The organism is Methylophaga sp. UBA678 (assembly GCF_002299105.1).
Classification (GTDB): Bacteria; Pseudomonadota; Gammaproteobacteria; order Nitrosococcales; family Methylophagaceae; genus Methylophaga; species Methylophaga marina.
In genome coordinates, this window is record NZ_DBNG01000007.1 from 108,896 (window position 1) to 134,823 (window position 25,928).

The 25,928-nt window shown below is 43.8% G+C and carries 26 protein-coding genes and 1 pseudogene; 24 read left to right on the plus strand and 3 right to left on the minus strand.

Annotation, left to right across the window (positions count from 1 at the left end):
- The 17 genes from B3014_RS03410 to B3014_RS03490 all read left to right on the plus strand — a co-directional run.
- The coding region (locus tag B3014_RS03410; protein ID WP_289286908.1) for an acetamidase/formamidase family protein at positions 1-571 on the plus strand (571 nt) is incomplete at its 5' end.
- A 20-nt stretch (positions 572-591) separates the two neighbouring features.
- Positions 592-942 carry an FmdB family zinc ribbon protein gene (locus B3014_RS03415; protein ID WP_286304840.1) on the plus strand — a complete coding sequence of 117 codons (351 nt, stop codon included), beginning with the start codon at positions 592-594 and terminating at the stop codon, positions 940-942.
- Between the two features lie 36 nt (positions 943-978).
- Positions 979-2,232 (plus strand): urea ABC transporter substrate-binding protein, encoded by a 1,254-nt coding sequence (gene urtA, locus B3014_RS03420; protein WP_289244866.1) that lies wholly within the window; start codon positions 979-981, stop codon positions 2,230-2,232.
- A 94-nt stretch (positions 2,233-2,326) separates the two neighbouring features.
- Entirely contained in the window at positions 2,327-3,250 is a 924-nt protein-coding gene (urtB, locus tag B3014_RS03425; protein WP_286304838.1) for an urea ABC transporter permease subunit UrtB, read from the plus strand.
- A gap of 15 nt (positions 3,251-3,265) precedes the next feature.
- The gene (gene urtC, locus B3014_RS03430) at positions 3,266-4,423 is read left to right on the plus strand and encodes an urea ABC transporter permease subunit UrtC (protein WP_289244867.1); all 1,158 of its coding nucleotides are present in this window, start codon (positions 3,266-3,268) and stop codon (positions 4,421-4,423) included.
- The gene (gene urtD / locus B3014_RS03435; protein ID WP_289244868.1) at positions 4,423-5,169 is read left to right on the plus strand and encodes an urea ABC transporter ATP-binding protein UrtD; all 747 of its coding nucleotides are present in this window, start codon (positions 4,423-4,425) and stop codon (positions 5,167-5,169) included. Before urtC ends, urtD begins: the two co-directional genes overlap by 1 nt.
- A gap of 23 nt (positions 5,170-5,192) precedes the next feature.
- Entirely contained in the window at positions 5,193-5,882 is a 690-nt protein-coding gene (gene urtE, locus B3014_RS03440) for an urea ABC transporter ATP-binding subunit UrtE (RefSeq protein ID WP_286304835.1), read from the plus strand.
- A gap of 86 nt (positions 5,883-5,968) precedes the next feature.
- On the plus strand, positions 5,969-6,829 hold the full coding sequence (locus tag B3014_RS03445) for an urease accessory protein UreD (protein WP_289244869.1): 861 nt from the start codon (positions 5,969-5,971) through the stop codon (positions 6,827-6,829).
- A 19-nt stretch (positions 6,830-6,848) separates the two neighbouring features.
- A complete protein-coding gene (locus tag B3014_RS03450; protein ID WP_284451955.1) occupies positions 6,849-7,151 on the plus strand; it encodes an urease subunit gamma in 303 nt (100 codons plus the stop codon).
- A 10-nt stretch (positions 7,152-7,161) separates the two neighbouring features.
- Entirely contained in the window at positions 7,162-7,470 is a 309-nt protein-coding gene (locus B3014_RS03455; protein ID WP_289244870.1) for an urease subunit beta, read from the plus strand.
- On the plus strand, positions 7,467-9,185 hold the full coding sequence (gene ureC, locus B3014_RS03460) for an urease subunit alpha (protein ID WP_289244871.1): 1,719 nt from the start codon (positions 7,467-7,469) through the stop codon (positions 9,183-9,185). Before B3014_RS03455 ends, ureC begins: the two co-directional genes overlap by 4 nt.
- A 9-nt stretch (positions 9,186-9,194) precedes the next feature.
- A complete protein-coding gene (gene ureE, locus B3014_RS03465) occupies positions 9,195-9,686 on the plus strand; it encodes an urease accessory protein UreE (protein WP_289244872.1) in 492 nt (163 codons plus the stop codon).
- A gap of 2 nt (positions 9,687-9,688) precedes the next feature.
- A complete protein-coding gene (locus tag B3014_RS03470; RefSeq protein ID WP_289244873.1) occupies positions 9,689-10,372 on the plus strand; it encodes an urease accessory protein UreF in 684 nt (227 codons plus the stop codon).
- A gap of 12 nt (positions 10,373-10,384) precedes the next feature.
- Positions 10,385-10,993: an urease accessory protein UreG gene (ureG, locus tag B3014_RS03475; protein ID WP_286304828.1), complete on the plus strand. Its 609-nt coding sequence runs from the start codon at positions 10,385-10,387 to the stop codon at positions 10,991-10,993.
- A gap of 21 nt (positions 10,994-11,014) precedes the next feature.
- Entirely contained in the window at positions 11,015-11,584 is a 570-nt protein-coding gene (locus B3014_RS03480) for a HupE/UreJ family protein (protein ID WP_289244874.1), read from the plus strand.
- Positions 11,585-11,762: 178 nt separating this feature from the next.
- On the plus strand, positions 11,763-15,182 hold the full coding sequence (locus B3014_RS03485) for a hybrid sensor histidine kinase/response regulator (RefSeq protein WP_289244907.1): 3,420 nt from the start codon (positions 11,763-11,765) through the stop codon (positions 15,180-15,182).
- Entirely contained in the window at positions 15,175-16,116 is a 942-nt protein-coding gene (locus B3014_RS03490) for a DNA-binding response regulator (RefSeq protein WP_289244875.1), read from the plus strand. The genes B3014_RS03485 and B3014_RS03490 overlap by 8 nt, the downstream gene beginning before the upstream one ends.
- A gap of 94 nt (positions 16,117-16,210) precedes the next feature.
- On the opposite strand, the gene B3014_RS03495 is transcribed toward B3014_RS03490, so the two are convergent.
- Complete coding sequence (locus tag B3014_RS03495) at positions 16,211-16,396, minus strand: hypothetical protein (protein ID WP_289244876.1); 186 nt, start codon at positions 16,394-16,396, stop codon at positions 16,211-16,213.
- 378 nt (positions 16,397-16,774) lie between these two features.
- Here B3014_RS03495 and B3014_RS03500 point away from each other — a divergent pair, with 378 nt between their 5' ends.
- Positions 16,775-17,851: an NAD(P)-dependent alcohol dehydrogenase gene (locus B3014_RS03500; RefSeq protein WP_289244877.1), complete on the plus strand. Its 1,077-nt coding sequence runs from the start codon at positions 16,775-16,777 to the stop codon at positions 17,849-17,851.
- An 85-nt stretch (positions 17,852-17,936) separates the two neighbouring features.
- Positions 17,937-18,716 carry an RMD1 family protein gene (locus B3014_RS03505; RefSeq protein WP_289244878.1) on the plus strand — a complete coding sequence of 260 codons (780 nt, stop codon included), beginning with the start codon at positions 17,937-17,939 and terminating at the stop codon, positions 18,714-18,716.
- A 43-nt stretch (positions 18,717-18,759) separates the two neighbouring features.
- Here B3014_RS03505 and B3014_RS03510 read toward each other — a convergent pair whose 3' ends face one another.
- The gene (locus B3014_RS03510; RefSeq protein ID WP_289244879.1) at positions 18,760-20,376 is read right to left on the minus strand and encodes a methyl-accepting chemotaxis protein; all 1,617 of its coding nucleotides are present in this window, start codon (positions 20,374-20,376) and stop codon (positions 18,760-18,762) included.
- 156 nt (positions 20,377-20,532) lie between these two features.
- Between B3014_RS03510 and ahr the strand changes: the two genes are divergently transcribed.
- The 3 genes and pseudogenes from ahr (at position 20,533) to fae (ending at position 22,267) form a co-directional block, all read left to right on the plus strand.
- On the plus strand, positions 20,533-21,558 hold the full coding sequence (ahr, locus tag B3014_RS03515) for an NADPH-dependent aldehyde reductase Ahr (protein WP_289244880.1): 1,026 nt from the start codon (positions 20,533-20,535) through the stop codon (positions 21,556-21,558).
- Between the two features lie 74 nt (positions 21,559-21,632).
- A pseudogene (locus tag B3014_RS15075) lies at positions 21,633-21,683 on the plus strand (AgrD family cyclic lactone autoinducer peptide); the annotation flags it as partial.
- Between the two features lie 32 nt (positions 21,684-21,715).
- A complete protein-coding gene (gene fae / locus B3014_RS03520) occupies positions 21,716-22,267 on the plus strand; it encodes a formaldehyde-activating enzyme (protein WP_091714631.1) in 552 nt (183 codons plus the stop codon).
- Between the two features lie 67 nt (positions 22,268-22,334).
- Here the strand turns inward: fae and B3014_RS03525 are convergent, their stop codons facing one another.
- On the minus strand, positions 22,335-23,348 hold the full coding sequence (locus B3014_RS03525) for a catalase family peroxidase (RefSeq protein WP_289244881.1): 1,014 nt from the start codon (positions 23,346-23,348) through the stop codon (positions 22,335-22,337).
- A 146-nt stretch (positions 23,349-23,494) separates the two neighbouring features.
- Between B3014_RS03525 and B3014_RS03530 the strand changes: the two genes are divergently transcribed.
- On the plus strand, positions 23,495-24,802 hold the full coding sequence (locus tag B3014_RS03530) for a PAS domain S-box protein (protein WP_289244882.1): 1,308 nt from the start codon (positions 23,495-23,497) through the stop codon (positions 24,800-24,802).
- A 152-nt stretch (positions 24,803-24,954) separates the two neighbouring features.
- Positions 24,955-25,917, plus strand: coding sequence for a hypothetical protein (locus B3014_RS03535; RefSeq protein ID WP_289244883.1), 963 nt, complete (start codon positions 24,955-24,957; stop codon positions 25,915-25,917).
- Positions 25,918-25,928: the final 11 nt, after the last annotated feature.

Here is a 25,928-nt window from a genome sequence, read left to right on the forward strand (position 1 = left end):
TGAGCACGGTGGTAACTGTGATATCAAAAACCTGACTAAAGGTTCACGTATTTATTTCCCTGTGTATGTGAAAGACGGTGGTCTTTCAATGGGTGACCTTCACTTCTCTCAAGGTGATGGTGAAATCACTTTCTGTGGTGCGATTGAGATGGCGGGTTACTTAGATATCCGTGTCAACTTAATCAAAGGCGGCGTTAAGAAATACGGCATCAAAAACCCACTGTTCAAACCAAGTGTGGTTGAGCCTAAGTACCGTGATTACCTGATTTTCGAAGGTATCTCAGTTGATGAACAAGGTAAACAACATTACCTGGACGTTAATGTGGCCTACAAACAAGCTTGTTTGAACGCCATTGAGTACATGAAGAAGTTTGGTTACAGCGGTCAGCAGGCCGTCTCCATTCTTGGTACAGCACCGGTTGAAGGTCATATCAGCGGTATTGTTGATGTACCAAATGCTTGTGCGACCTTGTGGTTACCCACCGAGATATTTGACTTCGACATCATGCCTAATCCAGACGGCCCGTTAGAGCTGGTGACCCCAGGCATTGATACTGCAAAAACATCTTAATTGACTAGAGGAAGAGTGCGATGCCTGTTTATGACTACCGATGTGCGCAATGTGGCGAATTTTCAGCACTACGCAAAATGAGCGAATCCAGCTTGCCCTGCACTTGTGAAAACTGTGGTGAGTTAGCGCCACGTATCATCACGGCCCCAAATCTGGCCCTGATGGATGGTGGCAGAAAGAAAGCGTTTGAGCGTAACGAAAAATCGGCACACGACCCCAGACAGGCTCGACGTTCCAGCTGTGGTTGTTCTGGCACGCACACTTGCTCGACATCAAACAAAGACACGTCATCTTCTAACGAAAATAAACAAGGAAACGGCCTATTGATGCAAACGAAGAAAACTGCAAGACCTTGGATGCTCGGTCACTGAGTAACCAAACATTGTTTTAAAACTGGAGATTAATCAATGAAACATTTTAGTCGAAGAAAATTCTTAGGTAAAACAGGCGCTTTGCTTGGCGCAATGATAGCCGCTGGCTTCATTAGTACATCAGCAATGGCAGAAGACTACCCAACAGCTGAAGTGAATACTACAGGTTTGGCTGTAACGGATGACACCGTGAAAGTGGGTATCCTGCATTCATTGACTGGCACCATGGCCATCAGTGAGACCGGTGCTCAGGAAGCAGAAAAACTGGCTATCAAACAAATCAATGAGTCTGGCGGTATCTTAGGTCGTCAAATCGAAATAATTCAGGAAGATGGCGCGAGTGACTGGCCAACCTTTGCTGAAAAGTCACGTAAATTATTGGTGAACGATAATGTAGCTGCTGTTTTCGGTTGCTGGACTTCTGCATCACGTAAAGCGGCGCTGCCTGTATTCGAACAGCAAAATGGTTTGCTTTACTACCCAACGTTCTATGAAGGTTTGGAACAATCACATAATGTGATTTACACCGGTCAAGAAGCGACTCAACAAATCCTGGCTGGTCTGGATTGGGTTGCGAAAGAAAAAGGTGCAAAAACGTATTATTTGATTGGCTCTGACTATATCTGGCCACGTACATCAATGAAAATTGCCCGTAAACATATCGAAAATGTTTTAGGAGGCAAAGTCGTAGGTGAAGAATACAAACCATTAGGTGACACTCAGTTTGGTTCAGTCATCAACAAAATCCGTCTGAAAAAACCTGACGTTATTTTCGCCGCTGTTGTAGGTGGTTCTAACGTTGCCTGGTTCAAGCAGTTAAATGCGGCTGGTATTACTGGTGCGAAACAAACATTGGTCACTATCTCGGTTACTGAAGACGAAGTCTTGGGTATTGGTGGTGAAAACCTGGTCGGTTTCTACTCAGTGATGAAGTATTTCCAAAGTCTGGATAATGACAATAACAAAGAATTCGTCAAAGCATTTAAAGAAATGCATGGTGATGACAGTGTTATTGGTGACGTAACTCAAGCCGCTTACCTTGGCCCTTGGTTATGGAAAGCCGCCGTCGAAAAAGCAGGCAGCTTTGATGTTGATAAAGTGGTTGCCGCTTCAGAAGAAGGTGACATTGAGTTAACAACTGCACCTGAAGGTTATGTGAAGCTTCATCCTAACCACCATCTGTGGAGCTACACTCGCGTAGCTGAATGGCAAAAAGACGGTCAAGCGAAAGTGATTTATCAATCACCTGAATTGATCGAACCAAATCCATTCCCAGAAGGTTATCAATAGACCGCAGTATCAAGATGGGCAGGCTGCATAAGCAGCTTGCCCTCTTTCAACCACGTTTCAATCACTCTTTTTAGATCACCTTCGGAGTAGCGTTATGGGCGATTATTCAATACAAGAATTGACATCAATTCTGGCCATGCAAGGGTTTGCAGGTTTGAGTTTATTCAGTGTGCTGCTGTTAATGGCACTGGGCCTTGCAATTATTTTCGGACAGATGGGCGTCATTAACATGGCCCATGGCGAGTTTATGGCAATCGGTGCGTATACCACCTATATGTTGTCAGTCATGACAGAAACTTATTTTCCTGAGTTTCTGAGTTATTACTTTTTCTTTGCCATCATTGCCTCATTCATCGTTGCAGGTGTGGTGGGCTATTTTATTGAATGGCTGCTGATCAGGCATCTCTATAAACGTCCTCTGGATACACTGTTAGCGACGTGGGGATTGAGTTTGATCATGCAACAGATTTTCCGTTCTCTGTTTGGCGCACGTGAAGTTAGTCCGACATTACCAGATTGGTTAATGGGCTCTTATATGCCGACAGATACGATTTTTATACCCATTAACGGTATGTTCGTTTTGGGATTAACCACCCTGGTTACCATTGGTGTGTTTATCCTGATGTATCGTTCTTCTTGGGGATTAAATGTGCGTGCAACCACACAAAACCGCGTGATGAGTGGTGCCGTCGGTATTAATACAACACGCGTTGATCGCATGACCTTTGCTTTAGGTTGCGGTATTGCCGGTGTGGCAGGCGCGGCTTTTACAACCATCGCCTCAACAGGCCCAACCTCAGGTTCTTTGTACATCGTAGATACCTTCATGGTCGTTGTCTTTGGTGGTGCTGCCAGCTTATTCGGCACGATCGCTTCCGCCTTCAGTATCGCTCAGGCTCAATCTATTCTTGAGTTCTTTATCAGCGGTTCCATGGCAAAAGTACTGACCTTGCTGACACTGGTCATCATTCTGATGATGCGTCCAGAAGGTTTGTTCTCTAGTAAAGTTCGTAAATAAGGCGAGGGGGTCATAATGAATTTCTTTGTAGAACGTTTTCTGGGTGGTAAGAATGGGGCTATTGGCTTAGCCATCCTTGCTACCTTAATTCTGATTATCCTGCCTTTATCATTGGATTTATTCCGCTTGAATCTGGTAGGTAAATATCTGACGTATGCGTTTGCCGCTGTTAGTCTGGTATTGCTGTGGGGATATGGTGGTATTTTAAGTCTAGGTCAGGGGGTGTTTTTTGGACTGGGCGGTTATGCCATGGCCATGTTCCTTAAACTTGAGGCTTCAGACCCTGAAAGTACGGCTATCCAATCAACACCAGGTATTCCGGACTTTATGGACTGGAATCAGTTAACGGAACTGCCATGGTTCTGGGTGCCATTTGAGCATTTCTGGGTCGCTTTACTGGCTATTATCATCGTGCCATCGGTATTTGCTTTCATCATTGGTTACTCCATGTTTAAGCGCCGTGTGGGTGGTGTTTACTTCGCTATCATCACACAGGTTATTGCGGTTATATTGACGGTACTGATTGTAGGACAACAAGGTTATACCGGCGGTATCAATGGTATTACTGACCTGAAAACATTGAATGGCTGGGATATCCGTTTAGATTCATCTAAGTATATTCTTTACTTCATTAATGCCTTTTTATTACTGGCGGTCATTTGCATAAGCCGCTTTATTTTGACCAGTAAATTTGGTCGCCTGTTATTGGCCATGAAAGATAAAGAAGACCGTGTACGTTTTTCAGGTTACGACGTATCAAACTTCAAAATCTTTATTTTCTGTGTATCTGCTGTGATTGCCGCTATCGGTGGCGCAATGTTCACCCTGCAAGTTGGCTTTATGTCACCATCCTTTGTGGGTATCGTGCCTTCAATCGAGATGGTCATCTTCGCCGCAGTGGGTGGTCGTATGTCATTGATTGGTGTGGTTTACGGCACCTTGTTAGTGAATGTGGGTAAAACCACATTTTCAGAAACCTTCCCTGAGCTTTGGTTATTCCTGATGGGCGGATTGTTTATCGCTGTGGTGATGTTCTTCCCGAATGGTTTAGCTGGCATCTATGAAAAATATGCGAGCAAAATTGGTTTCCTCAAACGCTTGCAAAGTAATGGTGACAAAGCGGCAGGAAAAACGGCGCTTGAACAAAAAGCTGAATTGGAAGGAGCTAAATAATGAGTACCTCTACTGATTTTCTGTTAGCGATTGAAGATTTGACCGTCTCATTTGATGGCTTCAAAGCAGTCGATACATTAAATATGTATATCGATAAGAATGAACTGCGTGTGATTATCGGCCCGAATGGGGCCGGTAAAACCACCTTGCTTGATTTGATTTGTGGTAAGACAAAAGCGAGTTCAGGATCGATTAAATTCAAAAATCATGAACTGACCAAACAGGCAGAGCATGAAATCGTCAGAACGGGAGTTGGGCGTAAATTCCAAACGCCTTCCATTTACGAAAACCTGACTGTCTATCAAAACCTGGAAGTATCTTATCCAGAAGGCAGAGGCGTCTTTGGGAGTTTGTTCTTTCAATCAACCGATAAAGTACGCGATACCGTTTTACAAATAGCAGAAGAAATTCAATTGTTAGGTGAATTGGATACGGAAGCCGCTGTGTTGAGTCATGGACAAAAGCAGTGGTTAGAAATCGGTATGTTACTTATGCAGGATCCAGAGCTACTTATGCTGGATGAGCCTGTGGCGGGTATGAGTGCGAAGGAGCGTGACGAAACAGCTGAGTTGCTTAACCGAATTTGTCAAAATCGGTCAGTCATCGTGATTGAGCATGATATGGAATTTGTGAAAAAAATCGCACGAAAAGTTACGGTATTACATCAAGGGAAAATTCTGGCTGAAGGCGCGATGGACAATGTACAAAATGATGAAAAAGTCATTGAAGTCTATCTGGGCCACTAATCAGGTATTGAGGAGATAAAAACATGTTCGAAGTTGAAAACCTGCAAGTCAGTTATGGCCAGAGTGAAGTCATTCATGAAATCAGTTTCAAGGCTGAAAAGAATGAAACCTTGGCGATTATGGGCCGAAATGGCATGGGTAAAACGACCTTATTCAAATCCTTGATGGGGATTTTGCCTAGTCAGTCGACAAAAGTGAATCTGGAAGGGCAAGATCTCAGTGGTATGGAAAGTTACAAACGTGTGGCGAATGGTCTTGCCTATGTGCCCCAAGGTCGAATGATTTTCCCTAATCTGACCGTTCAGGAAAATATTGAAACAGGTCTACAGGTATCAAAGCAGAAGTCGATACCGGAAGATATTTTTTCATTGTTTCCTGTGCTGCATGAAATGCGTCATCGTAAAGGCGGTAATCTATCGGGTGGTCAGCAGCAGCAATTAGCGATAGCGCGTGCGTTGGTGACTAATCCTAAAGTATTGTTATTGGATGAACCGACGGAAGGTATTCAGCCGTCTATCATTAAGGATATCGCCCGCGTTTTAAATGAAATTCGTCAAATGCGTGAGATCACTATTGTGGTATCTGAGCAGGTTTTAAGCTTTACTATGGATATCGCTGATCGCATCATGGTGATCGAAAAAGGTAATTTAATTCATGAAGATCTGCGTGAAAATGTGGATGCAGCTAAGATTAAACAATACCTGACAGTGTAACCGGCAGCCCCCATTCCCAAATGTTTTTTGCATAGGGAGTGGGGGTGTCATGTTATCTTTTATCGCATGAAACCAGGACAGAATGCGTGACGCAATTGATAGACAGAACCCAAGTAAATACTGCAATGACAGGCTGGGATGCTCGTCTTCAATTAAGTTTTATCGAACGAAATGGTAAGACGATTCTGGCAAAAAAGGCCCACTCTGGTCCTTTAACTATTCAAAAATGTCTCTATCCCGAAGGTCCTAATCCGGCACATGCATTAGTTATTCATCCTCCAGGTGGTGTTGCGGGTGGTGACCGTCTACAGCTTCTGTTTGAGCTGGCAACTTCTGCAAAGAGTTTGATCACGACGCCTGGTGCGACCAAGTGGTATAAGTCGGCTGGCCGACAAGCCAGTCAAACCGTGACTATTGAGCAGCACGATGACAGTCTTCTCGAGTGGTTTCCTCAGGAAAATATTGTGTTTGATGGTGCTGATGTCACGCTGAAAACACAGGTCGAATTGAGCCAAAATGCGCATTTTGCGGGATGGGATATCAGTTGTCTTGGACGGCAGGCTAGTGGCGAACAGTGGCAACAAGGGCGTTATCAACAAGTGTTGCAGATAAAGCGTGACGATCGCTTGATATGGCAAGAGAACGCGGTATTTAAGCCGGACAATCTTATGCTGACATCGCTAGCTGGATTACGCGGTTTTCCCGTGTTTGGTAGTTTTGTGGTTACCGCCGGTCATGTCCCGGATAGTGTGATGGAGCAATGCCGACACGTCACACTCAACTCTGTAGCGCAGTATGGGGTTTCCGCACTCCCTGAAGTCTTTACAGCACGCTATATCGGCAATTGTGCACAAGAAGCACGACAGTATTTTGAACAATTATGGTCTTATCTGCGGCCATGGTATGCAAACTCACACGCTGTACGCCCACGTATTTGGGCAACCTGATTAATTATAGGATGTGACAATGGATTTAACGCCAAGAGAAAAAGATAAGTTACTGATTTTTACAGCTGCATTATTAGCAGAACGTCGTAAAGACCGTGGTGTGAAATTAAATTATCCGGAAGCGGTGGCTTATATCACCGCAGCGATTATGGAAGGGGCCAGGGACGGACGAAGTGTCAGTGACCTGATGAGTTATGGTACGACTTTACTGACACGTGAAGATGTAATGGATGGCATTGCGGAAATGGTCACCGAAATACAAGTGGAAGCCACGTTCCCTGATGGCACTAAGTTAATTACTGTACACGACCCCATAGTGTGAGGTGACAAAGATGATTCCAGGTGAAATGCGTTTTGCAAATGGTGATATTGAGCTGAATGTTCAGCGTGAGACCAAACTCATTGATGTTTCCAATTCAGGTGATCGTCCAGTCCAGGTCGGTTCGCACTATCATTTTTATGAAGTCAATGATGCCTTGTTGTTTGACCGCGATCAGGCCTATGGCTTTCGTCTGAATATAACAGCTGGCACGGCTGTTCGGTTTGAACCAGGCCAAATGCGTAGTGTTGAGCTGGTTAAACTGGCAGGTGCCCAAACAGTATACGGGTTTGCGGGTAAAGTCATGGGAGCCTTGTCATGAGCGTTAAAATTTCTCGTCAGGCCTATGCTGAAATGTTCGGTCCAACGGTGGGTGACAAAATTCGTCTTGCCGATACCGAGCTGTGGATCGAGGTTGAAAAAGATCTCACTACCTACGGCGAAGAAGTGAAATTCGGTGGTGGTAAAGTGATTCGTGATGGCATGGGGCAATCACAACTGTCTGCAGCCGAAGTGGCTGACACGGTCATTACTAATGCACTGATTATCGATGCTGTAACTGGCATTATCAAAGCAGATGTAGGGTTAAAAGATGGCCATATCTGGCAAATTGGTAAAGCGGGTAATCCAGATATTCAACCGAACGTGACTATTCCTATTGGTGCCGGTACTGAGGTTATTGCCGGTGAAGGTATGATTCTCACGGCAGGTGGCATTGACAGTCATATTCATTGGATCTGTCCACAACAAATTGAAGAAGCACTCACCTCAGGTGTCACCACGATGTTAGGTGGCGGCACCGGACCAGCCACAGGCACGTTTGCCACAACCTGCACGCCAGGACCTTGGCATATTCATCGAATGCTGGAAGCGGCCGAAGCGTTTCCAATGAATATGGGCTTTTTCGGTAAAGGTAATGTCTCTTTACCTGAACCAGCGCGTGAACAAGTCGAAGCTGGCGTGATTGGTCTGAAGTTGCATGAGGACTGGGGTACGACGCCAGCCGCCATTGATAACTGTTTAAGTGTGGCAGAAGAAATGGATGTCCAGGTAGCGATTCATAGTGACACCTTGAACGAGTCAGGTTTTGTTGAAACGACGTTAGCGGCATTTAAAGATCGCACTATCCATACGTTTCATACTGAGGGTGCCGGTGGTGGTCATGCACCGGATATCATTAAAGCCATCAGTTCACAAAATGTCTTACCGTCATCCACAAATCCCACCCGACCTTTCACGGTGAATACGTTGGATGAGCATTTGGATATGTTGATGGTATGTCATCATCTTGACCCTGCGATTGCTGAAGATGTGGCGTTTGCTGAGTCGAGAATTCGCCGTGAAACTATTGCTGCTGAAGATATTCTCCATGACACCGGCGCCTTTGCGATGATGTCATCTGATTCACAGGCGATGGGGCGGGTTGGTGAAGTGATCATGCGTACCTGGCAAACAGCCCATAAAATGAAAGTCCAGCGTGGCAGCTTGCCTGAAGATACCAAAGATGGCGCTGAGAATACTGATAACTTTCGCGTCAAACGTTATATCGCTAAGTACACCATCAATCCGGCCATTACTCACGGTATTTCCCATATTGTTGGCTCAATAGAACCGGGCAAGTTTGCTGATCTCGTTTTATGGCGACCTGCTTTTTTTGGGGTAAAACCGACTTTGATCTTAAAAGGTGGCAGTATTGCCTCAGCCGTTATGGGCGATCCCAATGCCTCTATTCCGACACCGCAACCTGTTCATTATCGCCCCATGTTTGCCAGTTTTGGTAAAGGCCTGAAAAGCTCATTGACCTTTGTCTCTCAGGCCGCGATGGATAATCCTGAGGTGAAAAAACTGAATTTATCCAAACCACTTGTTGCCGTGAAGAACTGCCGTCAAGTGACCAAAAAAGATATGGTGCTAAACGATGCCACACCGGAAATCAGTGTCGATCCTGAAACGTATCAAGTGCTGGCTGATGGTGAATTACTGATTTGTGATCCGGCTACGGAACTCCCTATGGCACAACGCTATTTCCTTTTTTAGAGTAAGACTATGCTTGAAATACACACAAAATTAAGCAATAACGGCATCAGCGAGTTTGATGACATGGTATCGATGAGTTTTGATTTACGTCAAAAAAGTCGTATCCGGGTCAATCTGGCTTCAGGTCGTGAGGCGGCGATATTTATGCCACGTGGAGAAATCTTACGCGGCGGTGATATTTTGCAGGCGGATGATGGCTCTATTATTCAGGTACAAGCGGCTGATCAAAAAGTCATGATTGTCACCACCCATTCTGCACATGATTTGATGCGGGCAGCCTATCATTTAGGTAATCGCCATGTGCCATTAGAAATTGGTGATGGCTGGCTGAAGCTGGAAAGTGATTATGTGTTAAAAGACATGTTGTTAGGTTTACATGTGACTGTGGAAGAGACTGACGCGCCGTTTGAACCCGAGGCCGGCGCTTATGGCGGTGGACATCACCATCATCATGACGATGATCACGACCATGATCATCATTCACATCATCACCATCATTAACCATGAAAACCACAGCCGCATTTTCACGCTTATTACAACTGGCCAGCCCAGCTTTACCTATTGGTGCCTACAGTTATTCTCAAGGCTTTGAATGGGCCATTGAATCGGGCGATGTGACGGATAAACCAACCGCACAGCGTTGGATATCTGATGTATTGCTGACCTATTATGCGCAATTTGAATTGCCAGTGATGAAACGTTTGTTTGAGGCATGGCAAAACATGGATGAATCAGCCATTCAACATTGGGATAGCTTCTATAAGGCGGGTCGAGACAGTGCTGAAACCTGGCTTGAATCCAGACAAATGGGCTATTCCTTATTACGTCTGCAACAGGATTTAGATGCCTGGCCGCAAGCAAAATTAGAGGTGATCACTGTCATTGATGAGCCCAGTTTTCCTACTGTGTATGCGGGCACGGCGGTGAACTGGCAAATATCATTGGCGGAAACGTTGCATGTTTATGCCTGGTCATGGATTGAAAATCAGGTCAGTGCGGCAATGAAAACGATTCCATTAGGACAAGTGGCAGGTCAACAAATTTTGGTTGCCGTTAGTGAAAATATTACGGCCGTCATTGAACAGGCTATGCAATGTGCTGATGATGAAATGAGTAATTTCTGTCCTGCATTGAGCATAGCCAGCTGTCGGCATGAAACACAATATTCGAGATTATTCCGTTCTTAAAGTGAGGTATAAATGAAAGAACCATTACGGGTGGGGATCGGCGGGCCAGTCGGCTCAGGTAAAACGGCATTAACATTAGCTTTATGTAAACGTCTGCGTGATACCTATAATATTGCCGTTGTCACTAATGATATTTATACCAAAGAAGATGCACAGTTCCTAACCCGAAATGAAGCCCTGTCAGCAGACCGGATTATTGGTGTGGAAACCGGTGGTTGTCCGCATACAGCGATCCGTGAAGATGCGTCGATGAATCTGGAAGCCGTGGCACAGTTGAGTAAACGTTTCGAGCCATTAGATATCGTCTTTATTGAAAGCGGTGGTGATAATTTAGCCGCCACATTTAGTCCAGAGCTTTCCGACTTGACCTTATATGTCATTGACGTATCAGCCGGTGAAAAAATACCGCGTAAAGGTGGCCCAGGTATTACCAAATCTGATTTGCTGATTATTAATAAAACAGACTTGGCGCCACTGGTAGGTGCTTCCTTAGACGTGATGGATGAAGATGCCAAACGTATGCGTGGGGAACGTCCGTTCTTTTTTACCAACCTGAAAGATGAGCAAGGTCTGGATGACATTATCCTGTTTATTGAAAAACAAGGCTTAATGCTGCACTAATTTTTAGATGAGGAATTGATAATGAAAAAAAGCCTTTTAATTTTAATGGCATTAGTCGGATTTCCGTTGACGGCGATGGCACACCCAGGCCATGACGCAGTCGGGTTTATGAGTGGGTTTTTGCATCCGTTAACCGGTTTGGATCATTTATTAGTGATGTTGGCAATCGGGTTCTGGGCAGCACGTGCACCCACTGAAAATCGCTTTCAAATACCGACCTTATTTATCATCTTTTTATTGATCGGCCTGACTATGGGGGCCTTCATGACTGCGTCTAGTATGGTTGAGCTAGGTATAGCTGTGAGTGTGCTGGCAATGGGGCTCATTCTCTTCTTGAGTGCCAGAATCAGTGCGTTATGGCAACTGATGCTGACAAGCATGTTTGGTCTGATGCATGGTTTTGTACATGGTCAAGAATTAATTCTGGCCGAACATGGCTTTATGGCGATTCTGGGATTAACACTGACAACAGCCGGTTTGCTGGCTGTGGGGTTCTTGTTGGGCCGTCAGAAAGATCGTATAGGCCAGTATCTACAAAGCCTGCTAATATCTGTATTAGCCGTGGCAGGCGCCTTTTTCCTAATAGCTTAAAACACGCCTGTTGATATTGACCATAAAAATGTCCTGACATTGTCAGGACGTTTTTTTACCTACGTAGAATTACGTAGATAAAATGACTATGAGCATCAGTTAAGATGTTGAATCGTTTGTTGTACCAAGTTGCTGTTTGTTTAACGGACAGGCAAAAGCATCTTCCCAACGTCAGGATATGAATTTGACACCGAATGATGCCATCACTCCTTCTGCTGAGAATGAAGCACCACAACGTATTGTTAAAATACGACGTGATTACAATACCTGGGTAGCTAACGAGACTCTGGAAGATTATGCCTTAAGGTTTACGCCAAATTCGTTCCGAAAATGGCCCATTTTTCGTGTCTCAAATACCGCGTTGGGTGCGATATCGTTTCTGGTTCTAGAAGCTATCGGCGGTACTATTGCCGTCAACTATGGCTTTACCAATGCCTTTTGGGCAATCTTAACCGTTAGTTTAATTATTTTCTTAACCAGCTTGCCGATCAGTCATTACGCCGCTAAATATGGTCTGGATATGGACTTGCTGACGCGCGGCGCTGGTTTTGGGTATATCGGTTCGACGATTTCATCTTTTGTCTATGCCACCTTCACCTTCATCTTATTTGCACTCGAAGCGGTGATCATGGCCTATGCCTTGAGTTTGTATTTCACCATCCCACTCTATGTCAGTTATCTCATCTGTGCTGTGGTCGTGATCCCCCTTGTCACACATGGCGTCACTTTAATCAGTCGTATCCAAATGCTCACTCAGCCTTTATGGCTGTTTATGATGATTTTGCCGTTGGTATTTATCTTTATAAAGCAACCTGACGCCTTTTCTGGTTTGATGAACTTTGCCGGTGAATCCGGCTATGACAGTGACTTTAATATTTACATGTTTGGTACCGCTGTCGCTATTGGTATGGCATTAATTCCACAAGTCGGGGAGCAGGTCGACTTCTTGCGGTTTATGCCGGAACGGACAAAAAAAAATTCCTTCCAATGGCATCTGGGTGTGTTAATGGCAGGCCCAGGCTGGATTTCAATGGGCATGGCCAAAATGTTTATTGGCGCCTTATTGGCCTATCTCGCCCTCATGGCAGGGATGAGTATCGAAGAAGCCATTAATCCCACCCATATGTACTACGTGGGGTTTAGCTATGTGTTTGCTAATACCGATGTGTTATTGGCGGTCACCGTCTTTTTTGTGGTGCTGTCACAAATTAAAATTAATATTACCAATGCCTATGCCGGCTCTTTGGCTTGGTCAAATTTCTTTGCCCGCCTGACACATAGTCACCCCGGTCGGGTTGTCTGGCTATTATTCAATGTACTGATAGCTACTATGCTCATGTTGCTTGATGTGTTTCAGGCGCTCGAGCAAATTCTGGGGTTGTATTCCAATATAGCAATTTCGTGGATTACAGCAGTGGTAGCCGATCTGGTGATTAATAAACCTTTAGGATTGAGTCCCAAGGGCGTTGAATTCCGTCGAGCCTATTTATACGACATTAATCCTGTTGGTGTAGGGGCGATGGGTATAGCATCACTGATCTCCGTCACTGCCTTTTTGGGTGTGTTTGGTTTAGAGGCGCAGGCATTTTCATCCTTTATTGCTATGTTCACGGCTTTAGTCGCATCACCTTTAATTGCTTGGTATACCAAGGGTAAATACTATCTTGCCCGCCAACCTTTTACCTTTCACCCGAGTAAAACCAAGGAAACATGCAGTATTTGTGGGCGTGACTATGAAATACAAGATGTGGCCTATTGCCCAGCCTATCAGGGGCCAATCTGTTCTTTATGCTGCTGTTTGGATGCCCGATGTAATGATGCTTGTAAACCACACGGGCGGTTGACCTCACAGTGGGAAAACATCATCAGCAAAGTGTTACCACAAGCCTTATCAGGCAATATTCATAGTGGTGTTGGACATTATCTATTGCTGATGTCTCTGACAGTGTTGATTTTGGCATCTATTTTCGGCCTTATCTATGTGCATATTTCTTTGACAGTGACCGAGTATTCAGCACATATCATGCCGGCCATACAACTTGGCTTTATCAAAGCCTTTTCAGCACTCGTCCTGGTAAGTGGCATTATTGTTTGGTGGCTGGTATTGACCTCACAAAGTCGAAATGTCGCTCAACAGGAATCGAACAATCAAAATAATTTACTGCAGCGTGAAATCATTCTGCATAAACAGACAGATGCTGAATTACAACAAGCGCGAGTGGTAGCAGAGCAGGCGAATCAGGCGAAGAGCCGTTATATTACCGGCATTAGTCATGAGTTACGCACACCACTCAATAGCATTCTTGGTTATGCTCAGTTACTGGATAATAATGACGATATCGTTGGCAATAATAAACATGCCACTAAAGTGATTTTACGCAGTGGTGAACACTTATTGTCATTAATTGAGGGCACCTTGGATATTGCCCGAATTGAAAGTGGTAAGTTGCAGTTTGATATTAAATCCTTACGCTTTCCCGAATATATTCAGCAAATCGTCAGTATGTTTGAAATTCAGGCTAAGAATAAAGGCTTACGATTTCATTACAGCATACCTGATGACTTACCTCCGGTTGTGCGAGCCGACCATAAACGCCTCAGCCAGATTCTGATTAATATCATTGGTAATGCCGTCAAATATACTCGCGAAGGCGGTATCGATATTCACTTCAGTTATGCTCGTGAATTCTTATCCATTGAGGTGGCAGATACAGGGCCCGGGATTGATGAAAAAGACATTGAAAATATTTTTCAGCCCTTTGTCAGAGGCAATACCGCAACGGGGGTTGGTGGCACTGGTCTGGGCCTGACCATTTGTAAATTACTGACCCAATTGATGGGCGGTGTATTGGATTTGGAAAGCAAAGTGGGTGAGGGGACCACCTTTTACATTCGCTTATTTTTACCTACTGTGCGTCTTGATGAAGCATTACCTTCGCTGGCAATGCGTATGCCTGTTGGTTACAAAGGGCCACGTCGTAAATTACTGGTTGTTGATAATGAACCCATCGACAGAGAGTTGTTGATGAATGTATTGACGCCATTAGGCTTTGAAGTCAAAGAGGCCGCGTCAGGCCCCGAGTGTTTACGTATCTACCCTGATTTTAAACCCGATATCATTTTCATGGATCTGGCCATGCCTGAAATGGATGGTTGGGAAACCTGTCATCTGATTCGAAATGTACATCAGTCTGATGTACATATCTGTATTATTTCTGCCAATGCGTTTGACCGGAACCTGGAAAATTCATCGGGTATCTTACCGAGTGATTTTGTCCTTAAACCTGTCAATTTGATGGAGCTGATTAATTGGATTGGTGAGAGGCTCCATTTAGAATGGATTCAGGCCGACGAAACAGTGCCTGAAACAGATGAATCTATTGATAGTGAGCAGATAATCCCTGAAACACATGTATTAGAATCACTGCTTGAAATGCTGGATTTGGGCTACATTATGGGGGTGAGAGAAATCATTGATGAGCTCGAATCACAAGGGATGGCGAGTCAAACGTTTATTAATGAAATGCGTCAAATGGCAGAATCATTTCAATTGGAGAATATGAAACAATTTATTAAAGAGAAACTGCAAAATGACTGAAGCGAATCAAAATGCTGTGGTGCTAGTGGTCGATGATGCGCCTGAAACATTAGCACTTTTACATGCTTCTCTTGTCGAGTCGGGTTACACCGTACTGGTGGCAAATAATGGCAATGATGCGATTCGTATTTGTAATGAAGCCTATCCGGATATTGTGTTACTAGATGCGGTGATGCCTGAGCTGGGTGGATTTGATGTGTGTCGTCGCTTGAAACAGGATATTAATACACGTCATATACCAGTAATCTTTATGACTGGATTAACAGAGTCGGAAGATGTGGTTGCCGGATTTTCTGCCGGCGGTATTGATTACGTCACCAAACCATTAAGCCCGATAGAAGTCATTGTCCGCTTAAATACCCATCTCAAAAATTCAAGAATGATGAGTCATACCCAAGGTGCGCTGGATGCTTTTGGCCAAGCGGCAATTGCGGTACTGCCCGGCACCGATAAAATCATCTGGCAAACCCCACTCGCTCGTGATTTGGTCGATAAATACCTCAATGATAAAAGTGATGAAGGTAAACATGCTGAACAACTTCAACAATGGATTCAGCAACTAAGTGAGGGGGGCAAAAAGCGTTTAAGACCACTGATGATTAATCATCCTACCGGACGCTTAATTTTTACGCCGGCAGATATCCGTAATGAGGAACAATGGCTTATTTTGTTACGTGAAGAGTCTGAAGCGGCGCAGGTTGAAGCTCTAAAAGCGGTGTTTAATCTGACCAAACGTGAAGCAGAAGTGTTGCATTGGGTCATATTGGGTAAAACCGATAAAAGTATTGGTGAAATCTTGGGTACCAGCCCTCGTACAGTGAATAAACATATGGAACATGTGTTTGTGAAGCTCGGTGTTGAAACCCGAACCGCTGCAGCGTCACTGGCCGTGTCGAAACTGCATACATTAAGTGGTCACGGTGTTGATGCATAAATAAGACAGGCTAAAAAAACGCTAATTTTCAGCGAGAGAAAAATCGACGCATACTGTGCACTCACGTGCGAATGAGACAAATAAATATCTCATGCTACTGGCTTATCATCTCGTCTGACAGTTTGTCGCTCATGGTCAACATACCACGACCATTGTAGCTCGCTCTGGCACTGGTACCTGAAGTCCCTTTCCGGCTATACACATAAAACTCATCTGCATAGGTGATTAACCATGTTTTCTTCTGTGCAACAGAGGTAACAGAGCCACTTTTATAGAGCATGTACTTACCGACAATCGAGTCAGGAAGAACTGGTTTTTTGGATAAGTTATTTTGTGCTAGCGCTGGCTGATTAAGCACAATACTAAAGAAGACAAAGCCAATGATCTGTCACGTGTTTATGTTATTAAGTCCTTTTTATTCATAACCTTAGATGCCGTAACGTAATTATTGCTTAGCGTCACTATTGAGGCTTTTCTATGTAGACCTATTCTAAAACAGGATAGAGATTCACATTGATGTAGGTCAGTCAGGTGCTTTATTGAGACGGTTTACGCGAACATTCATTCGCTTGATCCAGGTCATAACACGTTGTTGATGATAGTGATACTGTCATAACTCATAGCTAAGCTTAGAACAACTTATGTGAGGAGCGTCGATATGTCTGGCAACATGAAAGCAGCCGCCTTTATTGAAAAAGGACGAATTGAAATCGTTGAAAAGCCGATACCAGATATTGGTGATAACGATGCTTTGATACGTATAACCACCACCACAATTTGTGGTACGGACGTCCATATTCTTAAAGGTGAATATCCAGTTGAACAAGGCTTAACGATTGGCCATGAACCGGTCGGCACAATCGAAAAGCTGGGCAAAAATGTACAAGGTTATGAAGAAGGGCAGCGCGTAATTGCAGGGGCAATATGTCCAAGCTTTTATTCTTATGCCTGCCAGGATGGCCTGCCAGCACAGGATGGTGGATGTTCTCATCATGGTTATAAGCCCATGGGCGGTTGGCGGTTTGGCAATACGATAGATGGTGCACAGGCTGAGTTTTTAGTCGTACCGGATGCTCAAGCCAATCTGGCTCCAGTACCAAATGGCTTGAGTGACGAACAAGTATTAATGTGCCCCGACATTATGTCTACCGGTTTTGCTGGGGCTGAATCAGCCAATATTAAGATTGGTGATATTGTGGCCATATTTGCTCAAGGGCCGATTGGCTTATGTGCGACAGCTGGCGCCAGATTAAAAGGGGCCAGTCTGATTATTGCCATTGATGGCATTGATGAACGTCTGGCCTATGCTAGACAGTTAGGTGCAGATATCACACTCGATTACCGTCAAGTGGATGTTATCCAGGAAATCATGAAAATCACGGGTGGTCGTGGTGTGGATGCGGTGATTGAAGCATTGGGAACACAGCAAACCTTTGAGTCGGCGTTACGGGTTTTAAAACCTGGTGGCACATTATCTAGCTTAGGTGTGTATTCAAGCGACTTAACTATTCCACTTGATGCCTTTAGTGCCGGTCTTGGGGATCACAAAATTATCACCAGTTTATGTCCGGGGGGCAAAGAACGTATGCGTCGCTTAATGAGTGTCATTGAGTCCAGTCGAGTCAATCTGCAGGACATGGTGACACATCGTTATAAATTGGACGATATCGTTGAAGCTTATGATTTATTTTCACATCAACGTGATGGGGTGTTGAAGGTCGCTATCACTATGTAAATTTTTATGTCTTTGAACACAGTTTTTACTACCCAAATCAATCGTTTCGGCGTAGAGTACGCCAACACTTTTTGAGGGGTACAACATGACACAATTTGCCACAGCATCGATTGAATCGCTAGCGATTGGACGCTCATTTGTATTGCCCGATTTAGAGCATTTTCTCAAAGAGAATTATCGCTTCATACGCATGCACGATGCCATGCAACTGGAACTCGACTCCGGTGAGGCCTTTCTGTTCGATTATGGCGTTGTCGTTTTCTGGGGTGTGACTGAAAATACCAAACAATCCTTGCTGACTAAAATTCAAACATTTGTTTTAGATAGCAAAACAGTGCCAGACTTTGAACAGTATGCGTTTGATAGCCATACCGATACCATCAAAATGCATGCTGATAAAATCAGCTTTGCCAATCAGGACAGCATGGAGAGGTTAGCGGTGTCTCATGCCTTAGCACAATCCGTGAAGCTGGCCGAATTTGAACGACTGGCACAGGAAGTGATTCAGGCTCATGCTCATATTCCTGTCTCATTAGCCAAAACAGGAAAAGTGGCCATGAGCAGAAAAGCTATAGCGAAATCGCGGGGCGTGTTGTTTGGTGCACGTGGTGATATTTTGCTGAACTATAGTCTGCTGGATACGCCTGAGTTTTTTTGGGATTATCCTGAGCTTGAACCTTTGTATACCATCGTTTCACGCTATCTGGATGTGGTGGCACGGATTAATGTGTTGAATAAGAAGCTGGAAAGTATTCATGAGCTTTTGGATATGCTGGCTAATGAACAGAACCACAAACATTCTTCTACGCTGGAATGGATTATCATTATCCTGATTGCACTGGAAATTGTCTTATTTCTGCATTAAAAAAGAACCAGATCATGATGATCTGGTTCTTTTTTGTGTGGTCTTACACTTTGAAACGGCCCATCAAGTTCATCATGTTTTCTGAGAAATTGGTGATTTTTTTCGAAATCTCATCACCTGTTTTAGACACTTGTTGAGCTGATTCAGTCTGCTGGTTCAAACCATGCAGGTTTTTACTGATATCTTCAGCTACAGCCGTTTGCTCTTCTGTAGCAGCAGCTGTTTGAATCGCCATATCGTTTACTCGTCGTGATGATGCTCTGATTTCATCAAACACGGAAGAGGCTTCCTGGAACGTATTGGCTGTTTTATCGACGTCGGTTTTACCCTGAGTAATCGCCGTTGAAGATTGACTGACAGAGCTTTGTAGTTGACTGATAATCTGGCTGATATCATCTGTGCTCTGCTGCGTTCTGGTAGCTAATGAACGAACTTCATCAGCAACGACGGCAAAACCGCGACCATGATCTCCTGCACGGGCGGCTTCAATAGCAGCATTCAGTGCCAATAGATTGGTCTGTTCTGCCACTGAACTGATGACTTCCAGCACCGAGAGAATACTGGTGGAGTTTTGCTCCAACTGCTCTGAACAGTTGAGAACGGTATCCATATCTTTAATCAGTTCTGAGATACATTTATTGGATTCTTCAACAACATGTATGCCTTTTGCGGCGAGTTGTGAAGTTTGATCAGCTTCTGAGGCTGAGTTGGTGGCCACATTCGACATTTCTTTATTCGCCAATGTCATTTCATGTACGGCACTGACAATCGACTCAGTTGATAAATTTAAGGTTTCATTGATACTTTTTGTTTTATTTGACGAATCAGCTAATTGCACTGTCAGAGAGCTGAGCCCTTTAACATTATCTAAGGTTGATTTAATTAAGTCCTGTAACTTCTCAACAAATCGGTTGAAGGATTGGGCCAGCTCACCAAACTCATCTTTTGAATTGACATCAAGTCTGGCTGTAAGGTCGCCATCACCAGAGGCAATCATATCAATGCGTTTGATAAGATCGTTGATATCCGAAGTGAGTTTTTTCGGCACGGTGTAACTGAAGTAGAGCGCGACAATAATAATCGCTAACACAACGATGATGGTTATGCTCATACTGCGTTTTAACTCGCTTTTCAGCTGAGCATCTAAAGCGTCAAATTTATTGAGTAAGACCTCACCCTTATTATCTAAAATAGAGCGTAGGCTTTGGAATGTTTCTTCTTCTTGCTGAGCGAGCTGACGTTCGTTAGATGAATTGGTGTCATTCACCATTTTTTCAGCCGCTATCATCCATTGATTGTAGGCTGCTTCAAATGCGTCTCTACCTGCCGCCACATCGGGATAAATTTGCACATAGCTCAGAAACTGTTCGTAGCGTTCATACGCCTGTTTGGCATTTTCCTGCCATACCGCGACCTCTTCATCACGATTACCACGATTGGCCATCACATTTATCGCAGCGATTTTAGCCTGATGTAAGTCTCTATCTGCATTTAATATCTTTTCATTGGCAGGCATGAATAATTCAGTTTGTAGTTCAATGGCGTGGTTTTGTTTCGCCATCATCCATAAAAATAGGGCAATCACGACAATAATCGTGAGTCCCATAACCACCACGGGTATAGAGCTTTTTGTTCTGATGCTTTGCAGGTTTATATTCATTGTTTTTTTACCTAATTTCTGTCCGAGCTATAAAGACTATCGGCTCAGTTTTGTGTAGGTTTAATCTAAGTTAAAGAAAACTTGATAGCCCATAAAATATTGCCATTCTGAGATAAGTTCTTCCCCATATATTTTTAGAATATAAAGCTGTTTTTTATGACGTTTTTAGTAAAGGATCCATTGATGATTAATGCTTATGCTGCAATGAACCCCGGTGAGAAGCTCACTCCATATACCTTCGAGCCAGGTGCATTAGGCGAGAACGAAGTTGAAATTACGGTGAAGTATTGTGGTATTTGTCACAGCGATATCAGCATGATTGATAATGATTGGGGTATGTCTTCCTATCCATTAGTAGCTGGACATGAAGTGGTGGGGGTTATTAATCAAATCGGTAAAGAGGTTACCCAGTTTCACGTTGGTCAAGTCGTGGGCTTAGGTTGGTATGCGGATTACTGTGAGTCTTGTGAGCAGTGTCATAACGGCGATGAAAACCTGTGTTCTGACCTCACTGGCACCATTGTCAGCCATCATGGTGGCTTTGCAGATAAAGTCAGAGCTAATGCGAATAGTGTCATTGCATTACCTGAAAACATAGATCTGGAATCAGTCGGACCATTATTGTGTGGTGGTGTTACCGTCTTTAATCCACTGGTTCAATTTGATATCAAACCGACAGATAAAGTGGCTGTTATAGGGATCGGCGGGCTGGGTCATATTGCCTTGCAGTTTCTCAATGCCTGGGGTTGTGAAGTTACCGCGTTCACCAGCAAGAATAAATTGCAGGAAGCACTGGATATGGGCGCACATTTCAGTGTGGATTCACGTGATGACACAGCAATGGCTTTACTACCCAGAAAATTCGATATGATTTTATCGACAGTGAATGTGAAATTAGACTGGAATTTATATCTCAGTAAATTAAAACCCAAAGGTCGGCTACATTTTGTGGGTGCCACACTCGAACCATTGGATTTGAGAGTGTTTAATCTCACTGAAGCGCAGCGTAGTGTTTCAGGCTCGGATACTGGCAGTATGCAAACCAGCAATATGATGCTGGAATTTGCCCAACGACATGGTGTGAAACCGGTCATTGAGCGTTATCCGTTTGAACAAATCAATGAAGCCATCGACAAGCTTCGGAAAGGCGATGTGCGTTATCGGATTGTATTGGAATATTAACTCAGTCGCATGATTCATCGCTGTTGCAACAAGCCTGTTCAGCATGTTTTTGAACAGGCTTATTTTATTAAGTAACTCAAGCCGTAAAAAACGCTTGTGGCTTGTTCTGGCATCAGCCTAAAATGGCGCACAAATTATCATCAACGGAGTTAACAACATGTCAGAACCAGTATGGTTTAAAACCGCAGAAGCCACCGTTTTCGCTAGTGAAGATCAAGGTACCGATGCGATGCCTGAAATTTTGATTGGTAGCGTCAAAGGACCAGCAGGTCATGCCTTTGCTAATTTAATGGGGCAAACAGAAGGGCACACGCGCATGTTTGCGATTCGTGCGACCAATCAACAAGTTAAACCAGCGACCATGATTGTGCCGAAAGTCACTATCAAATCCAGTGCATATGTTGAGCTGTTTGGTGGCCCGGTTCAATCAGCGGTAGCCGATGCGGTGTTAGATAGCGTGATTGAAGGTGTGATTCCTAAAGAGCATGCAGAAGAGTTATGTATTGTCGCCATGATCTGGATTGCACCTGATGCTGCAGCCAATCCAGATGTAGATCGTAAAGATTTATACCGCACCAACTATGAAGCGATGAAGTTAGCGATTAAACGTGCGATGTCAGGTTCACCGACAATTGATGAACTGATTGCTAACCGCAACAGCATTCATCATGAAATGTATGACCCAGAAACGGGTGAGTCTCAGTGGTAAGCACCCGAGTCCATAATAAGAAAGCCAGAGTTATGTCTGGCTTTTTTGTTTTCATCACCGTTCCTTTTTATTGACCAGAAATTCGACGACCAAAGCTAATCGCATAGGCTGACGGCCGGGCAAGCAAAATAGGGTCATCACTGGCTTCAATACCCTCGGTCAGAGCGAGAGGATTAAACATGGTTTGTTTAGCGAACTGCTCACCATTAGGATCAACAATATCCAGGCTTATCGTTCCTAATTTAATGATTTGGCGAGTTTCCGGCCAAACTATAGTCGGATCATTCAAGACATCGCCTTTATCCGCTATCTGTAGTCCTAGTGTGAATTCTACCTGACTTTGTTGCAGACGTTTGGGTAATTCTTCAAACAGATAATCTTTGCCAGCCGCAGCGCGTTGTTCATCAGTGAGATACTCTGGACCATTCACAGGAATAATTTGATAACGACCATATCTAACATCACCTTCTTTATTAGTAAATTTAAACGCGTTCACGCCATAAAATGGTTGCGTTGCAAAACTCACTGGGGCGGGTTTTGGTGTTTCAACAAATGTTTTAGCGTCAGGGTGGCTGGCTAGAAATTGCGTGATGGGTTTAGGTGAGGAGGCATCAGGTCCAGAAGTAGCTACTGCATTTAATAGACCTAAAAAGTCTTCGGGGGTGGCAGCGGGGAAGCGATTAACGGAGATACTGACGATGTCGGTATACGTGTCATCCGGAAGATGAAAGCGTATGGCAATCCCTTTTGGAAATGAGCCGGGATTATTATCAGCAATATCGGGAATGCCGGTGGTATTTGAAAAACGAACTGTCACAGGTGTGGCAGAAGCTTCAAAATGGACTGCCTTAGACACCGTTGCAGCATCAGAACCAGGGGTGAATTCACCTGAGACAACAATGCCTTTCGCATGATTTTTTCGAATACCTGGGTGTGGTCCCGCAATGCTGCTTAAGGTATCGACCAACTGTTCAACGACAGGCTTGTTAGATTCGCTGTCAGCCATCGCTGAGGACAAAGAAAACAAAGCCAAACTGGATAACAAGGCACACTGTTTTAGAACGTTTGATGATAATGCCATGACGTGATCCTCTGAATTCGTTAAGTGAAAAAATGGATAAAGTGAACATTCTTTGATTGGCTTATTCAAGAAAAATTCGAATAAGCGTAGATATCGCGTACGTATAAGTCATAGAATAGAGAACAGACAACCATGGATTTACGCCTGTGACACAAAAACGTCAAGATCTCAATATCGGTTTATTTAAAGAAAGTATTTATCAATCCATTGTTAATTCAAGTTTTGATGCCATTGTTTGTAAAACCCTAGATGGCATTGTGTTGAATTGGAATCCGGCAGCGGAAAAGATTTTCGGTTACAGCGCTGATGAAATGATCGGTGAAAGTATGCTCAAAATTTTTCCAGATAATAAAAAACAAGAAGAGGCGGATATTCTGGAAAAAATACGTCGAGGCGAAGTGGTTAACCATTTTCAGACGGTTCGTAAGCATAAATCTGGTCGCCTGATAGATGTATCAGTGACTATCTCACCTGTTTATGATGCCGATGGTCATATTGTTGCAGCATCAAAAATTGCCCGCGATATTACAGAGCAAGTTAAGGCTATCCGTTTAAGTCAAGAATACCAGGCGATTATTGAGTCATCTGAAGATGCCATATTCAGCTTGTCACTGGATGGTACAGTAACAAGCTGGAATGCCGGTGCTGAGCATATTTTCGGTTTTAGTACAGGTGAAATTCTTGGACAACCAGTTTCAGCACTCTATGATGAAGAGAATCCGCAATCTGATGATATTCTCAAAGCCATTAATAACGGTGAAAGTCTGGAGCACTACAAAACGACTAGAAAAAATAAAGATGGCTTCGTGATGAATACGTCGGAAACCGTTTCACCCTTGCAAGATCAGAATGGCAAGCTCATCGGCGGTTCCATTATTGCCAGAAATATCACACATGATATGGCAGCACAGCAGCTTATCTGGAAACAAGCCAATTACGATAATCTCACAGGGCTGGCCAACAGAGATTTATTTTTAAAATCACTCACACATGAAATGGAAATGGTTCAAGACTCCATCTCACGTGACAACCTAGTGTTGTTATTCCTCGACTTGGATAATTTCAAAGACTTCAATGATAATTATGGCCATGACTTTGGTGACGAAGTATTGCGCCATGCTGCGGATGTACTGACAAAAACATGTCGTAATGCGGATCTCATTGCTCGCTATGCAGGCGATGAGTTTATTATTCTGCTGTCTGGTGAGTTTCCCAAAAATGATTTGAAACGCTTTGTTGACAGATTAATCAGTAAACTCAATGTGCCTTATCCTATTAATGGTATGGATTGCCGATTGTCTGCCAGTATAGGCATTGTGCAGTATCCTTCTGATGCTTCGACAGCATCAGACTTACTCAAAAAAGCAGATAAGGCTATGTATGCGGCTAAAGCGGCTGGACGCAATCAGTATTGTTACTATGCAGATGGTACCTCTACGAATGCAGTAATTTGATCACATTAGGTTACACACACTATATGGTGTCTCAAGCGCAGTACTTCGACTTCAGTCTAGACAAAGTTCTAGACGACACAAGGCCGCAATACCATTTCTAACGGTGCCTTGACTGGCATCATCACCATTCACATTTCATCTTAAGGACTTTAATGAAACAAAAACATCTTATCCTTGGCAGCCTGGTCGGGCTGGCTGTTGTGTCAGGTTATTTTTTTGCGGATTATAAAAAACATGAAGTAATCAAAGAACGCATTGATATGGAACTGATGCAGTTTGATGGCACAAGCACCATTAAATACGGCACGCTGGACACATCACTTTTTTCTAATGCGGTAACATTAAAGAATGTCAGTATCGATACATCGGGTCTTTCAGGTATGACTCAAACACCCACACCTAAAATGATCAGTATTGAGTCGGTGACGGTGGATAGCAAAGCAGGGTTAAGCTCGCTGAACAATTCTCAGTTACCTCCTCATCTTGAAGTTACCTTACACCGCATAGCCACAGAAGTTGATTTTAAACTGCTAGGTCAGCAAAGTTACAAACCCGTTGAAAAAGCATTTTATCAAGTGGTGGATCAGGTTACTGAAGGTAAACCCACCACCGATTTTTACCTGGAATATGATTATGAACCAGCCAAAGAGAATACGCTTTCATTTATCGATATCACGCTGAAATCGGAACTGAATAAAGTGGCAAAGCTGGAAGTCAAAGCGGAAATAGAGAATATGCCACTGGATCCCGTGGTATTGATGTTGGGTGGTATGCAAAGAGCACTTATTCATCATTTCCAGCTTGAAATTAAAGAACAAGACAATACCTTTGATCTGATGATGAAAAACACCGCCAAGCAGATGAATGTCACTGAAAAGGCGTATCAAGCCCAGCTGACGGAGCAGCTTAAGAAAAGAGCTGAGACCTCTCGTCAACCTGCAGAGCAAATGTTTTATGAGGCTATGGAGGACTTTGTGGAAGACCCTCATAAGTTCAAGATAGACATGACGCCTAAACAGCCTATGACTTTAATCGATATCCAAAAGCTTGCCGCGTTTGCTAAAGATAGCGATGAGCTTGAAGAGCAACTCAAGCTGAAAATTAAAGGTAAATAAGCTTTCTCCAC